The sequence below is a fragment of the Streptosporangium sp. NPDC050855 genome (assembly GCF_044456585.1).
Lineage (GTDB): Bacteria > Actinomycetota > Actinomycetes > Streptosporangiales > Streptosporangiaceae > Streptosporangium > Streptosporangium longisporum.
In genome coordinates this window covers 137,642-151,168 of sequence record NZ_JBITFY010000011.1, presented here as the reverse complement: position 1 = coordinate 151,168, position 13,527 = coordinate 137,642, and the positions used below count along the sequence as shown (strand labels likewise).

At 73.1% G+C, this 13,527-nt stretch carries 12 protein-coding genes; 5 read left to right on the top strand and 7 right to left on the bottom strand.

Going from position 1 to position 13,527, the window contains the following annotated elements; translation table 11 throughout:
• Positions 1-198: 198 nt before the first annotated feature.
• From ACIBCT_RS22720 to ACIBCT_RS22690, 7 genes are read right to left on the bottom strand one after another with little or no spacing between them, the layout of a single operon-like run.
• The gene (locus ACIBCT_RS22720; RefSeq protein WP_399191534.1) at positions 199-1,407 is read right to left on the bottom strand and encodes a GTP-binding protein; all 1,209 of its coding nucleotides are present in this window, start codon (positions 1,405-1,407) and stop codon (positions 199-201) included.
• On the bottom strand, positions 1,404-1,757 hold the full coding sequence (locus ACIBCT_RS22715; RefSeq protein WP_399191532.1) for a hypothetical protein: 354 nt from the start codon (positions 1,755-1,757) through the stop codon (positions 1,404-1,406). Before ACIBCT_RS22715 ends, ACIBCT_RS22720 begins: the two co-directional genes overlap by 4 nt.
• Positions 1,754-2,584, bottom strand: a complete 831-nt coding sequence (locus tag ACIBCT_RS22710; protein ID WP_399191530.1) for an ABC transporter ATP-binding protein — start codon at positions 2,582-2,584, stop codon at positions 1,754-1,756. The genes ACIBCT_RS22715 and ACIBCT_RS22710 overlap by 4 nt, the downstream gene beginning before the upstream one ends.
• Positions 2,581-3,570, bottom strand: a complete 990-nt coding sequence (locus ACIBCT_RS22705; RefSeq protein WP_399191528.1) for a FecCD family ABC transporter permease — start codon at positions 3,568-3,570, stop codon at positions 2,581-2,583. Before ACIBCT_RS22705 ends, ACIBCT_RS22710 begins: the two co-directional genes overlap by 4 nt.
• The gene (locus tag ACIBCT_RS22700; protein ID WP_399191526.1) at positions 3,567-4,574 is read right to left on the bottom strand and encodes an iron chelate uptake ABC transporter family permease subunit; all 1,008 of its coding nucleotides are present in this window, start codon (positions 4,572-4,574) and stop codon (positions 3,567-3,569) included. The genes ACIBCT_RS22705 and ACIBCT_RS22700 overlap by 4 nt, the downstream gene beginning before the upstream one ends.
• Complete coding sequence (locus ACIBCT_RS22695; protein WP_399191839.1) at positions 4,571-5,566, bottom strand: ABC transporter substrate-binding protein; 996 nt, start codon at positions 5,564-5,566, stop codon at positions 4,571-4,573. The genes ACIBCT_RS22700 and ACIBCT_RS22695 overlap by 4 nt, the downstream gene beginning before the upstream one ends.
• The gene (locus ACIBCT_RS22690) at positions 5,566-6,900 is read right to left on the bottom strand and encodes a hypothetical protein (protein WP_399191524.1); all 1,335 of its coding nucleotides are present in this window, start codon (positions 6,898-6,900) and stop codon (positions 5,566-5,568) included. The genes ACIBCT_RS22695 and ACIBCT_RS22690 overlap by 1 nt, the downstream gene beginning before the upstream one ends.
• A gap of 366 nt (positions 6,901-7,266) precedes the next feature.
• On the opposite strand from ACIBCT_RS22690, the gene ACIBCT_RS22685 reads away from it, so the two are divergent.
• From ACIBCT_RS22685 to ACIBCT_RS22665, 5 genes are read left to right on the top strand one after another with little or no spacing between them, the layout of a single operon-like run.
• Entirely contained in the window at positions 7,267-8,028 is a 762-nt protein-coding gene (locus tag ACIBCT_RS22685; RefSeq protein ID WP_399191522.1) for a hypothetical protein, read from the top strand.
• Entirely contained in the window at positions 8,025-9,404 is a 1,380-nt protein-coding gene (locus tag ACIBCT_RS22680) for a CocE/NonD family hydrolase (RefSeq protein WP_399191520.1), read from the top strand. The genes ACIBCT_RS22685 and ACIBCT_RS22680 overlap by 4 nt, the downstream gene beginning before the upstream one ends.
• Entirely contained in the window at positions 9,401-10,702 is a 1,302-nt protein-coding gene (locus tag ACIBCT_RS22675) for a YcaO-like family protein (protein ID WP_399191518.1), read from the top strand. The genes ACIBCT_RS22680 and ACIBCT_RS22675 overlap by 4 nt, the downstream gene beginning before the upstream one ends.
• On the top strand, positions 10,702-11,817 hold the full coding sequence (locus ACIBCT_RS22670; protein WP_399191516.1) for a nitroreductase family protein: 1,116 nt from the start codon (positions 10,702-10,704) through the stop codon (positions 11,815-11,817). Before ACIBCT_RS22675 ends, ACIBCT_RS22670 begins: the two co-directional genes overlap by 1 nt.
• Complete coding sequence (locus ACIBCT_RS22665) at positions 11,814-13,514, top strand: ABC transporter ATP-binding protein/permease (protein WP_399191514.1); 1,701 nt, start codon at positions 11,814-11,816, stop codon at positions 13,512-13,514. The genes ACIBCT_RS22670 and ACIBCT_RS22665 overlap by 4 nt, the downstream gene beginning before the upstream one ends.
• Positions 13,515-13,527: the final 13 nt, after the last annotated feature.

The window sequence follows — 13,527 nt, the reverse complement described above, 5'->3', positions numbered from 1 at the left end:
CCTATCACCTGCACACACCCTTCGGCCTGGACAGGCCACTCGTCCTGCGCGCGGCCGCGCACGCGCTGCGCTCGGGCGGCCGGTTGCTGGTCGTCGACCACCGCTCGACCGCGCCGTGGTCGTGGAATCAGGATCCCGACGCCCGGTACCCGACGCCGCGCGAGGTCGTCGCGGGCAACCGGCAGGCGGGGTGGTTCCTCAGTGGGCCGGAGCGTGCGAGTGGAGGTCGCCGGTGTCCCACTCGGGGAAGGGGTCGACCAGGTGCGCGGGACCGGGAGCGAGTTCGGCGTCGGTGCACAGGCAGGCGTCCAGGTCCGCGAACAACCCTGCCCGGTCCAGATCGATCCCGATGAAGGCGATCTCCTGGAGGGCGGACCTGTCCAGGGACGCCGCGTCGGCGAACGGCTCGAAGGACGCGACGGGACCGGCCTGCGACCACAGCCCTGTCACCGAGGGGCGGCTGGCCAGCAGGAAGAACCCCTTGGAGCGCAGCAGGGTCCCGTCGGCGACGATGCCGCGCTCCACCAGGTCCCACAGGCGCGCCGGGTGGAACGGGCGGTCCGCCCGGTAGACCATGCTCGCGATGCCGTACTCCTCGGTCTCCGGGACGTGTTCTCCATTGATCTCCTTGACCCAGCCCGGCGCCTGCTGGGCGCGCTCCAGATCGAACAGGCCCGTTCCCACCAGTTCCGCGACGGGGACGCGCCCGAAGGTGGCCCGCAGCACGCGCGCCTGGGGATTGAGCCCGCGCAGCGCCGCCTCGATCCTGCCGGCCTGTGCCGCGGTGACCGTGTCGGTCTTGTTGACGACGATGACATCGGCGAACTCGATCTGATCCACCAGCAGGTCGGTGACCGTGCGCTCGTCGTCGTCGAAGGCCGCGATACCGCGGGCCGCGAGCTCGTCGCCGGCCTGCAGTTCGGTGAGCAGGCCGCCGGCGTCGACGACGGTGACCATCGTGTCCAGCCGGGTGATGTCCGCCAGCATCTGCCCGCCCTGCTCACCGAACGCGAACGTCGCCGCCACGGGCATCGGCTCGGAGATGCCGCTGGACTCGATCAGCAGGTAGTCGAATCGTCCCTCGCGCGCCAGGCGGCCCACCTCCTCCAGCAGGTCGTCGCGCAGCGTGCAGCAGATGCATCCGTTGGTCATCTCCACCAGCCGCTCGTCGGTGCGGGCGAGCGCTCCTCCGCGGACGAGTTCGGCGTCGATGTTGATCTCGCTCATGTCGTTGACGATGACCGCGACCCTGAGCCCTTCGACGTTGCCCAGCACGTGGTTCAGCAGGGTGCTCTTGCCCGCGCCGAGGAATCCCGACAGGACGGTCACCGGCAGTGGCGCGGCCGGAATCCGGTCGGCTTGGGAAACGGACAACACGACCTCCTGGAGCAGGGACGTCTTCTTCATGGGATGGTGCGCAGTCTCGGGGCGAGACCTTCGGCGTCCAGGACGCTGCCGGCCAGCCAGGACGTCACGGCCCGGGCGTCCTGGGGGGTGAGGATCGGGCCGACCGGGATCGCCGTGCCGCGAGGCCTGCGGTTCACGTCACAGGGCTGCACCACCAGGTGGCATCCGCTGTCGTGCGCTGCGCCCGTCCGGCAACGCGGTGCGTTCAACAGGCATCCGGTACGGACGAGGACGCCGTGCGGACTGTGCCGCACGGTGGCGGCGAGCCGTGTCAGGACGTCCAGGCCCGGCTCCCCGGAGCGGCACGGGCCGGCCTGGCAGACGAGCACGGTGAAAGGCCTGCCGGTCACGACACGCTCCCCACCGGTCCGGGACGGGCGCCGGCCGGGCCGGTGGGGAGAGGGTCGTCGGGGATGCAGCGGGGATGGTGGCGCACCTCGTCGAGGACGACCCTGCCGGTCACGCCGAAGACCTCGCTCAGCAGGTCCGGGGTGAGCACGTCGATCGGCCGGCCGTCGGCGTGAACCGTTCCCCGGTGAAGGGCGACGATGCGGTCGGTGAAACGTGCGGCATGGTCGAGTTCGTGCAGCACGGTGACGACGGTCAGCCCGCGGGCGGTGCGCACCTCCCGGACGAGTTCGAGGACCTCCAGCTGGTGGCGGATGTCGAGGTGCGCGGTGGGCTCGTCGAGCAGGAGGACGTCGCTCTCCTGGGCGAGGGCGAGCGCGAGGCGGGCGCGTTGCCGTTCTCCGCCGGACAGGGTGTCCAGGACCCGATCGGCCAGAGCGGCCAGGCCGGTGAGGGCGAGGGCCTCCTCGGTGGCGGGGTCGTGTCCGGTGGTGCGGAGCATCCCGAGCGGGCCCTGGCCCGGATAACGGCCCTGGTGAACGAGCTGGCGGACGGTGAGACCGGGGACCGGGGGAAGCGTCTGGTGCATGATGGCCACGCGGCGGGCGATCTGCCTGCGCGACATTCGGGCCAGGGGACGGCCGTCGAGCTCGACGGTGCCGGCGTGCGGGGTCAGGATCCCCGAGAGCAGCCTCAACAGCGTGCTCTTCCCGCTGCCGTTGACTCCGACCAGCGCGACCGACTCGCCTTTTCCGACGGTCAGGTCGATTCCGCGGAGAAGGCGGCGGCCGTCGTGCCCGAAGCTCAGGCCGAGGGTTCTCAGAGTCACGGGTGCTTCTCCCTGGAGACGATGACGACGAGGATCACTGCTCCGGCCAGTGCGGTGACGACACCGGTCGGCAGACCCAGGCGGTGGCCGAGCTCGGTGCCGGCGATGAGGCGGGTGAGGGACTGGGCGGCGGCGTCGGTCGCGACGAGGACCGCGGCTCCCAGCAGGGCCGCCGCGGGCACGTGGCGGCGGGGGCCGGTGCCGGGCAGGCGCCGTGCGGCGTGCGGGATGACCAGCCCGACGAACGCCAGGGCTCCGGCGAGGCTCGCCGCGCAGGCGGTGAGGGCGACGGCGATGCCGAGGACCGTGAGGCGGGCACGCCGCGGCGCCAGCCCGAGGGAGGCGGCGTGCTGGTCCCCGCCCTGCAGGATGGTGGTGACGGCGGTCGCCGCCCACGCGGCGCAGATCCACAGGGGGATCCACCACACGGCGATGACCAGGTGGTCCCAGACCCGGCCTTCGACGGATCCGACGAGCCAGCGCAGGACGTTGCCGAACCGGCTGGGCTGGTAGGCGAGCAGCAGCGTGGTGACCCCGCCCATGAGCGCCGATCCGAGCAGGCCGGCGATCACCGCGCGGCCGGGTCCTCCGCCCGCCGCGAGCAGCCAGGTCACCACCCCTCCCACAACGCCGCCGACGAGCGCCGCTCCCAGGCCGCCGAGTGCCGAGTCCGCGGGCGCCAGCCCGAAGGTGGCGGCGGCGAGCACGCCGAGGACCGCTCCCGGGTTGACGGCGGTGAGCTCGGGGGCGGCCAGCTCGTTGCCCAGTGAGGTCTGCAGAAGGTGACCGGCGACGCCGAGCGCCGAACCCGCGAGCGCCGCCGTGACGAGACGGGGCAGGCCCAGTTCCCACAGGATGCGCTCCTCCAGCGTCCGCGGCCGGGCGACGGCGAGCAGGTCGTCGACGGAGGCCCCTCCCGCCCACAGGTGAAGGCATGCCGCCAGCGCCACCAGCGCCGCCAGAAGCGGAAGCAGTGCCCTTCTCATCGCGCACCCCGGCGCAGCAGGGCGGTCCCGGCGAGGACGCCGATGAGGACGGTCCAGGCGCCGAGCGGCGTCTCGACGGGGGCGAGGGCCAGCCGGGCGACCTGGTCGGCGGCCACGGTGATCGTCGCGCCGAGAACGGCCGTCCAGCACGTCCAGGAACGGGCGTCGCCGTCCGGCCGGATCCTGCGGGCCAGGAGGGGGGCGACGAATCCGACCCAGGCGATCGGGCCGCAGGGGCCGGTGACCGCTCCGACCAGCAGTGCCGCGACGGCCAGGACACCGGTGCGCGCGGCGGTGACCCCGGCACCGAGGGAGGTCGCGGCCTCGTCCCCGAGGCGGAGCAGCCCGAGCGCGGGTACGGCCAGCACGACGAGGGGGACGGCCAGGACGAGCCACGGGAGGGTGCGGGAGACCTGCTCCCACAGGATGCCGTTGAGACTGCCCACGAGGTAGCGGAAGAGCAGGTCGTACTGGAGCCGGTCGGCCGTCGCCATGATGGCCAGCAGGAGGGCCTGGATGGCCGCGGTGACCGCGGATCCGATGAGCAGGACCCCACCGGCGGTACGGGCCGTGCGGGCGGCGGCGAGGGTGATCCCGCCTCCGGCGGCGGCGCCCGCGAGGCCGACGAGCGGATGGAGCGAGGGGGAGACGGGCAGCGCCCAGATGACGCAGGCGGCGACGGCGACGGCCGCGCCGGAGGAGACGCCGAGGAGCTCGGGGACGGCGAGCGGGTTGCGCAGCGCCTCCTGGAGCAACAACCCGGCCACGGCGACGGCGGCGCCGCCGAGCAGCCCGAGCAGGAGGCGGGGCAGCCGCAGTTCCCAGAGCACCACGTACTCCAGGGAGGCGTGGTCGGCCAGGACCGCGGGGAGGTGATGGGGCGCGATCACCGGGGTGCCCAGGCACAGACCGCACAGGGCCAGCAGCGCCAGCACGGCTGCCGGAAGGACGAAGCGGAGCGGGGGCACGGCCGAGCCGTGCCCCCTGACGTGCGAGGAGGTCACCCGGTGGCCTTCGCCAGGGCCTCTTCGAGGATGATGCCGAACGCGCGGGTGCCGCGACCGGACGCCCACAGCTCGGGCTGGACCTCGTAGATCTTGCCCGTGGTGACCGCCGGGATCCGCTTCCACACGGGGTTGTCCCGGTAGGTCTCGGTGACGGGCTTGGCGTTGCCGAAGGAGAACGACTGCACGAAGATCACCTGTGGTGCCTTGGCCAGGATCTCCTCGATGCTGTAGGCCTGCGCGGTCTCGAACCCGCCGCCCTTGCTCGGCCACGGGTAGCCGAAGTACTGCGACAGGAAGTTGCCGAGCACGTCGTCGGTGGTGTTGACGCCGATGGAGCTGCCGCCGTACATGGCCAGGACGGTCTTGTCCTTCAGCCCCGCGGCCTGGGCCCTGGTGGCGCCGTCGGCGAGTTTGGCGGTGAAGGCGTTCTCCGCCTTCGTCTGCTGCTCGCCCCGGCCGGTGAGCGCGGCCATGTTGCGGAGGTAGCCGATGGAGTCCCTGTAGGACTTCACCTGGACGTTCCACAGCGGCGCGAACTTCTCCACCGCGGGGGCCAGACCCTCGTGCACGCCGGCCAGGCCGATCACCAGGTCGGGCTTCGCCCTGGCGATGGCGGCGACGTCCTCGCCGCCGAAGCTACCGGGGATGACGGGGACGTCCTTTCCGGCGGGACCGAGGTAGTCGGGCCGGGTCAGCAGCTTGGGAGTGGTGGTGCCGACGGGGACCAGGCCGAGTTCGACGAGCATGTCGTCGCAGATCCCGGTCAGGCAGACGACGCGTTCGGGGACCTTCTTCAGCGTGAGGGTCTTGCCGGTGGGGTCGGTGACGGTCAGGGACGCCGCGACCGCGGTGGCGGAGGCGACCGGGGCCGCGGAGGCGACCGGGGCCGCCGGGGCGGAGGCGGCGGCGGGCTCCTTGGCGTCCGAGCCGCCGCACCCGGTGGCGGTGGTGAGCGCGAGGAGCACGGTCGCGGCGATCAGCTTTCTCATCAACGACCGATCTTGTCCACGGAGTCGGCACCGGGGGTGACGACGGTGACGGCTCCGCCGCCGTCGAGCGAGGTCGGGACGTTGATGGTCCCGACGACCCGTCCGAGGTCGGGCGAGATGACGGTGATCTTGCCGGTGCCTCCGCCCGTCACGTAGGCGAGGGAGCCGTTCGGCTGCAGGGCGATGCGCCTGAACTGGGCGCTCCAGGGCGACGTGCCGACGACGGGGCCGCCGGGCAGGCGCGGCAGGGTGACGGTCGAGCTGACCGTTCCGTAACCGGGAACGCCGGGACGCACCTTGACGAAGGAGACGATGTCGTTGGCCGGACGCTGCATCACGTATCCGGCGTGCCGGTCGGACAGGCCGTGCCGGAAGAGGAAGCCGGTGCCCAGCGGCGCCGTCACCGAGCTCCCGGTGACCGGGTCGACGAGGAACGACTCGTGCCGCCAGTTCTGCCAGTCGTCGCCGGACTCGTCGGAGGAGTAGGCCGCCAGGCGGCGGCCGTCGGCGCTGACCCGCAGGTAGTAGGCGCGTCCGGTCGCGGGCCAGGCGACGGTCCGGACCGGGGACAGGACGCCGCCGGTCAGGCGCGCGGTGTCGAGCCCGGCGTTCGTCGCGCTCAGGACGAGGCCGCCGGTGTAGGCCTCACCGTGGCCGCCGGCGCCGATCGGGACCGTGCTGGTCGGCTCGACCTCGCCGCCGCCCGCCGCGACGATGTCGGCGATCGGATAGGTCTCGAAGGTGTTGTCGGCGTCGTTGCGGTGGACGACGGTGCCCTCACCGAAGGCCACGCCCGGGTGACCGGTGTGGATCTCGGCGGTCCAGGCGCCGTAGGTGCGCAGGTCGACGACGGTCAGCGTGCCGTGGCCGTCCTCCTCCTCGGCCTCCTCGGCCTTCGTGGCCTTCGCGGCCTCCTGGCGCTCCTTGGACGCCTCTTCCTCCTCATGGTCGTGTTCCTCGGCCGCGGCGACGACCGCGTGCCGGCCGGACGGATCGGCGGCCAGGTGGGTGAACTCACCCTCGGGCAGGGGAGCCGTCCCGACGATCCGCGGGGAGCCGCTGGTCTGCAGGGCGACGAGCTGCCGGTTCGCCTCGTCGACGAACAGGACCCGGCCGTCCTTCAGCGGGAGCATCCCGGTGTGGTCGGCGAAGGTCCGGCCGGTGAAGGTCGCCAGCAGCCGGTGGGAGGGGACGGCGTACACGTACAGCCGGTCGGCGGCCGCGTCCGCGACGACCAGCCGGGAGCCGGAACTCGCGGCAGTGGCCGGAAGGGCCGGGACCAGGCCGAGGGCCAGGACGGCGGCCGTACCGAGGGAGAGCGCTGCTAAACGCACGAAGCCTCCAAAATGATGATCGTTGTCAACTCGTGGACATTGATAATGATTACCATTACCCTGATCGCTGTGCCAAGGGGCGTTATGTGAAGGATGCGCAACTTCGCCGGCGCGCCGTGTTCGGCACACCTCACCGAACGAAGGAGTCACCATGTCCGAGAGCAACGAGCTGCCCGTGTTCAGCCCGGCGGTCGAGCAGCGTCCCGTCGCGGCCGCGCACCCGACCTGCAACCACGCCCTCGTCGCCGACCTGTTCGACGACGAGGCCTGATGTCCCCGGTGCCGCGCGGTCCTCCGGGCCGCGCGGCACCACCCCTCCCTCCAGGACACACGAGCTTCCAGGACACACGAGCAAAGGCGACCGGCGTGCCAGGCATTGACGAACAGGAGCGCGGGCTCGCGGCGGGCACCGCGATCTACACCAAAGACGGCCACCCTGTCCTGCGGACCTCCTCGGGAGAGTTCCTGGACCTGAACATCGACCTCAAGGGGGGCCTCGGGGACCTCCCCGAACGCGCCGTCCTGGCGTTCGAGGAACGTGGCCTGCTGGCGGCCCCCGCCGGGGCGCCGGAGCGGACGGTACTCGTCGTCGGCGACGGCCTGATCGCCACCGCCCTGCACGACCTGCTCCGGCAGGCGGGGTTCGTGACGCGGACGGCGCGGCCGGACGAGGCGCTCACGAACGTCGTTCCGGGCCGCACGGTGCTGACCTGGTGCTGCGACGACCTGCCGCCCCCTGACTGGGAACCGTTCGGCGTCGCGGCGGTGCAGGCCGGAGCCGTCTGGCAGCGCTGCTCCGTCGAGGGTGCGACGGCGGTGCTGGAACCGCTGACCCTGACCGGCGCCGACCTGTCTCACTCGCACGTACGCGCCCGCAGGCTCGCCGCCTCCGAGAGCCCCGACCACCTGGCCGCCTACTGGACGGCCCGGCCCGAGCACGCCTCCACGGCCGTCGGGACGATCGAGGCGCACCTGGTCGCGGGGTTGCTCGCCGCGGACCTGGCGGTGCTCGAGGCCGGCCGTCCCCGGACCCGTACGCTGCGGATGGTCGACCTGCTCACCCAGAGGGTCTCCGACCACCCGATCCTGCCGTTGCCGGCCTTTCATCCCCGCCCGGAACGCCGGTGACGGCCCTGCTCACCGATCTGGCCGCGCCGGACGGCCTGGCCTGCGACGTCGTCCTCCCGCACGCCTCGGGGCGGCATCCGCTGCTGGTGATCCGCACCCCCTACGGCAAGGCACGGCATCTGGCCGAGGCGCACGGCTGGGCGCGCCGCGGGATCGGCGTGGTCGTGCAGGACGTCCGCGGACGGCACGAGTCGCCGGGGACGTGGCGGCCCTACGAGACGGAACGGGCCGACGGCCTCGCACTGGCCGCCTGGCTGCCCGGGCAGCCGTGGTGCGACGGCCGCCTCATCGGCTACGGGTCGTCCTACGCCGCGTTCTGCGCCCTCCAGATCGCCGACTCCCTCACCGGCGTCATCGCCGCCGTCCCGGCGCTCGGCCTGCGCGAGACGACCCGGGAGCCCGCGGGGCCTGCCAAGCTGTACTCCCACGCCTGGTGGTGGAGCACGTATGCGGCCTGCCGCACCGAACGCACCGGGCTGCTCGATCTGCGACTGGCCGACGATCCGCAAGCCCTCACGCACCTGCCCGTCACCGGGATCCCGGAACGCCTCGGTATCGCGCTGCCCGGCTGGGAGGCCGCCTGGAACGCGGCGCCCGAGCCCGCACCCGTCTCGCGCACGCCGCTGCTCGCGGTCGCCGGGTTGTACGATCCGTTCCTCGATGCCGCGATCGACCTGTGGCGAGGATGGCAGGGGCCGGCCGAGCTGCTCGTCGGGCCCTGGCAGCACGACCTCGGCCTCATCCACCGCGACCGCAACGGCGCTCGCCCGCTCCTGCACCCCGAGCGCGCGTCCGGATTCCTCACCGCCTGGACGACCGCGGTACTGTCGGGCGAACCGCCCAGGTCCGGCGCGCGACTTGCCGTGGAGTCGACCCGGGACTGGATCGAGGGGTTCGGCGAAGGCCGCCTGGAACTCGAACTGAAGGGCTCGGGCGCCTTCACCGCCGATCCGCGTGACCCCTTCCCCTCCCGCATGGGCCCGGTCGACGTGGCGGGCGACGCGGACCGGACCGACGTCGTCGTCGCGGTGAGCGAGCCGCTGGCCGGGGATCTGACCGTCGCGGGCCGTCCGCGCATCCGGTTCGCCGGCACCAAGGACGGCCCGGGGGACTGGGTGGCCAGACTGTCGGAGGAACGCCCCGACGGCACCGCGATCCAGCTCGGGCACGCCCTGTGCGAACAGGCCGACCTGACGCTCCCGACCGTGGTCCACCGGTTCCCGGCCGGGACCCGGCTGCGCGCGGAGATCGCCGCGCACCACTTCCCCCTGCACGTCCGCCACCCCCACACCGACACCGACCCGCTGATCGCGACCGTGCTCCGCCCTTCCCGCCGCGAGGTGTCGGACGTGCGGCTGACCTTGGAGACCGCATGAACAGGCTCGTCGATCCCGTCTGCGGGGTGATCCGGCAGATCACTCCGTATCCGCATCTCGACGGCATGCCGGACCGCTACCGGTGCATGATCGCCGACGTCGGCGACACCCGCCGGTTCGGCCTCTGGCTCGCCGACCTCATCGCCGCGGGAACGTCCTTCGGCGACGAGGAGTCCGCCCGGGTCGGTGCCATCGGCGAGGCCGTGGAACGCTACTGCGGCAACAACATCCCCGACACGCTCCTGCGCGCCCGCGCCTCCGAGCTGACGACCGCCCACCAGGGCCCCGACGACCTGCCCGGTTTCTCCGACGAGCAGTACGGCCGGCCGGGATTCCCCTACCGGCCCTGGCGTCACGACGACCCGATCCTGTGGGCCGAGGGCCGCACGCACGAGGGAGAGAAGGTACTGGTCCCCGGTTCGTGGACGTACCTGAACTGGCATCAGGGCCCGCGCCGCGGCGAGGTGCGCCACCACCACCTCAACTACGCGGGGGTGGCCTGCGGGCAAGGTCTGGAGGATGCGTCCCACCGGGCGCTGCTGGAGGTCGTCGAGCGCGACGCGGTCACCGTGTGGTGGGGACTCGGCCTGCCCGCGCGAGGCATCGACGTCGCCTCCGTCCCCGGCCTCGCCGACGCCTGGCGAGGCAGCCGGCTCACCCTCCACCTGGTCGAGGTGCCGAGCGAGTTCGGCACCCCGGTGGTCGCGGCCCTGGCCTTCGACCCGGAGAAGAGGATCGCGGCGGCCGGGTTCGCGTGCCGCGCCGATCCGGCCGAGGCCTGCATGAAGGCCGCGCAGGAAGCGGTCCAGGTATGGATCGCCGCGCTGGGCCTCATCGACGAGGACGGCGCCGCCTACGACGCGATCCGCCGCGGAGTCCTGGCCCGGCACTCCTACCTGCCATGGCGCGCCGACCGCGCCTATCTGGACTCCGCCGGAACCGACTTCCGCGCGGTCAAGGACCTCGCGGCCCAGGCCCAGGTCTGGCTCGACGAGCGCATGCATCCCCTGCTCGCCCGGTTCACCGACCCCGGTGTGGTCGTGGACGTCGCCGACGTCGCCCGGGGAGGGGACCTCGTCGGTGAGATCACCGCCACGGGCAGACGGGTCATCACCGTCGACCTCACCACCTCCGACATCCGGGAGACCGGCCTGCGGGTGGCCAGGACGTCCGTGGACGGCCTGATCCCCAACAGTCCCGCCGCCTACCCCTACCTGGGCTCGCCCCGGTGGAAGCACCTGGCCGACCTGTACGGAGTCGACGGGAACATCACCCTGGCCCCGCCACCCCACCTGTGATGACGTCCATGATGCCGCCCGCCGTCCGGCGCGCCGACGACGCCGCCCGCGGCCCCTACGACGGCCACCTCCCCGCCCCCGGCACCCAGCCGCCCACCCACCACGACGACCGGGGCACGCCCCTGCCGCGCCACCCCGGTCAGGGACGGATCGGCCCGCTGCTGGACCTCGCCCTGGCGGCGGTCCCCGGCAGGGTCCGCCCACGGCGGGTCCCGTCGGCCGGCGCCCTCTACCCCGTGGACGCCTACGTCGTGCACCGCGGCCGGGCCCACCGCTACGACCCGGTCGACCACGCCCTCGCCGGCTGGACCGAGGGGTCCGACCCCGCGGACTTCGCCATCGTGCTGTCCCTCACGCCGGAACGGACCCTGTGGAAGTACGGCGCGCGCAGCCTCCCCAGCCTGCTTCTGGACACCGGTCACGCCATCGGCGCCATCGCCGCGGCGGCGTCCGCCCTCGGCCTCGACTGCCACCTCCAGCGGGAGGCGGACGCCGCGACGCTGAACGGGCTCACCGGCGGGCGCTACGGCCTGGCGGCGCTGGCGATCGGCGAACCCCCCGGCTGGCCGGCGACACCCGGCGCCTTCCCCAGGCCCGGCGACCTCGTCCTGGACGCGCTCGCCGAACTGCTGTCGGTCGTCCGCGTGCCCACCTGGGCGCCTCTCACGACACCGCGTCACCCTGCCGAGCTGCTCCTGGGACGGCGTAGCGGCGACGACTTCTCCGGTGTCCCCGCCGCTGCGGACCTGCGGCGGCTGCTGGACGGCACCGGCCTCATGGCCGCCACAGAAACGGGGATCCTCAGCGCCGCCGGACCCGTGGCCCGGGGCGACGCGCGCCCGGTCCTCGCCTCCTGGGCCGCGGGTCAGGACCTGCTGTCCAGTGCCGCCGCCGTGCTCCTGTACACGGCGCCGCGGCGCGACTACCTCACCGAGCACCTCCATGCCGGACTCACCGTGCATCTGGCCCTGCTGGAAGCCGCGGCCCGCGGCCTGCCCGCCCGCGCGATCGGCAGCTGGGGCCCGGCGGACCTCGGGGCGGCCCTCGGCCAGGAGGCCGGCACGGCCGTGATCGTGCACGGAGCCGTCATCGGCGCCAGAAAGGAAGCATCATGATCGTCCATCGTCGCCTCCTGCAACTGTCCGGCGCCGTCAAGGCCCCCCTGGCCGCGTGCGTCGGCCTCGGCCTGGCGGTCTCGGCCGCCTACGTCGGGCAGGCGCTCCTGCTCGCGGGGGCGCTGGCCGCCCTGGCCCGGGGCGACCACGACACCACCGTCACGCTTCTGGTCTGGGCGTTCGTGGTCATCGCCGGCCGGGCCGTGCTGCTGTGGGCGCGCGAGACCGTCACCGTCTGGGCAGGGGCCCACATCCGCGCCCGGCTGCGCGACCGCCTGGTCGAACGGCTCGAACTGCTCGGCCCGGCCCACCTCACCGAGGCCCGCACCGGTTCGGTGCAGACCACCGTCGTGGACGGTGTCGAGGGCCTGGACGCCTACTTCAGCCGCTACCTGCCACAGGTCGTCGTCACGATCTGCGTCCCCGTCGCGCTCGTCGGCTGGTTGTTCTCCGTGAACGCGGCGGCCGCGACGGTCCTCGCCGCCGCCGTCGCCGGCGTGCTGGTGATCCCGAGGCTGTGGGACGCGACGCTGCTGCGCCGCGGCCGGACGCGCTGGAAGGCCTTCGCCGACCTGGCCGCCGACTACCTGGAGGCCATGCAGGGCGTCGCGACCCTGCGCGCGTTCGGCGCAGTCGGCCGCCTCGGGGGCAGGCTCGCCGGCCGGGCCCACGAGCTGTACACCACCACGATGCGCCAGCTCAAGGTGTCGCTGATCGAGACCGGGGTCAGCGCCCTCCTCGTCCAGGCGGGCACCGCCGCCGCCGTCCTCGCCGCCGTCTCGGCCACCTCCCCCAGCGCCTGGTCGGTGTTCGTCGTCCTCATGATCACCGTCGAGTGCTTCCGCCCGGTCCGCCAGCTGTCGGAGTACTGGCACGCCGGCTACCTCGGGATCACCGCCGTCGACGGGCTCGAGGACCTGCTGTCGGCCGAGCCCGTAGTCTCCGACACCGGCACGAGAACGGCCTTACCGGACCGTCCCGAGATCGTTTTCGACCGCGTCACGTTCACCTACCCGGGCGCGTCCGTCGAGGCCGTGCGCGACGTGACGTTCACCATCGCCGCCGGCGAGAGCGTCGCGCTCATCGGACCGTCGGGAGCGGGCAAGAGCACCATCGCCGCACTCCTGCAACGGCACTACGACCCCGGCTCGGGGAACATCACGATCAACGGTTCCCCGCTCGCCGACTTCACCCTGAGCACCCTGCGCGCCGGGATCGCCGTGGTCGCCCAGGACACCTACCTCTTCCACGGAACGATCGCCGACAACCTGCGGCTGGCCCGCCCCGACGCGTCCGACGCCGACCTCGAACAGGCCGCGCGGGACGCCGACGCGCACGCCTTCATCACCGACCTCCCCGACGGATACGCCACCGTCCTCAGCGAGCGCGGCGCGACCCTGTCGGGCGGGCAGCGCCAGCGCATCGCCATCGCCCGCGCCCTGCTCGCCGACGCGCCCGTCCTCCTTCTGGACGAGGCGACCTCACACGTCGACGTCCGCGGCGAGCAGGCCCTGGCCCGCCTCAAGCGGGGTCGTACCTGCCTGCTCATCGCCCATCGGCTCTCGACCGTCCGCGACGCCGACCGCATCGTCGTCCTCGAACACGGGCAGGTGGCCGAGACCGGCGACCACGACGCCCTGCACGCAGCCGGCGGCTCCTACCACCGCCTTCTCGCACTTCAGGAGACCCACGCATGACCGCGCCCTCAGT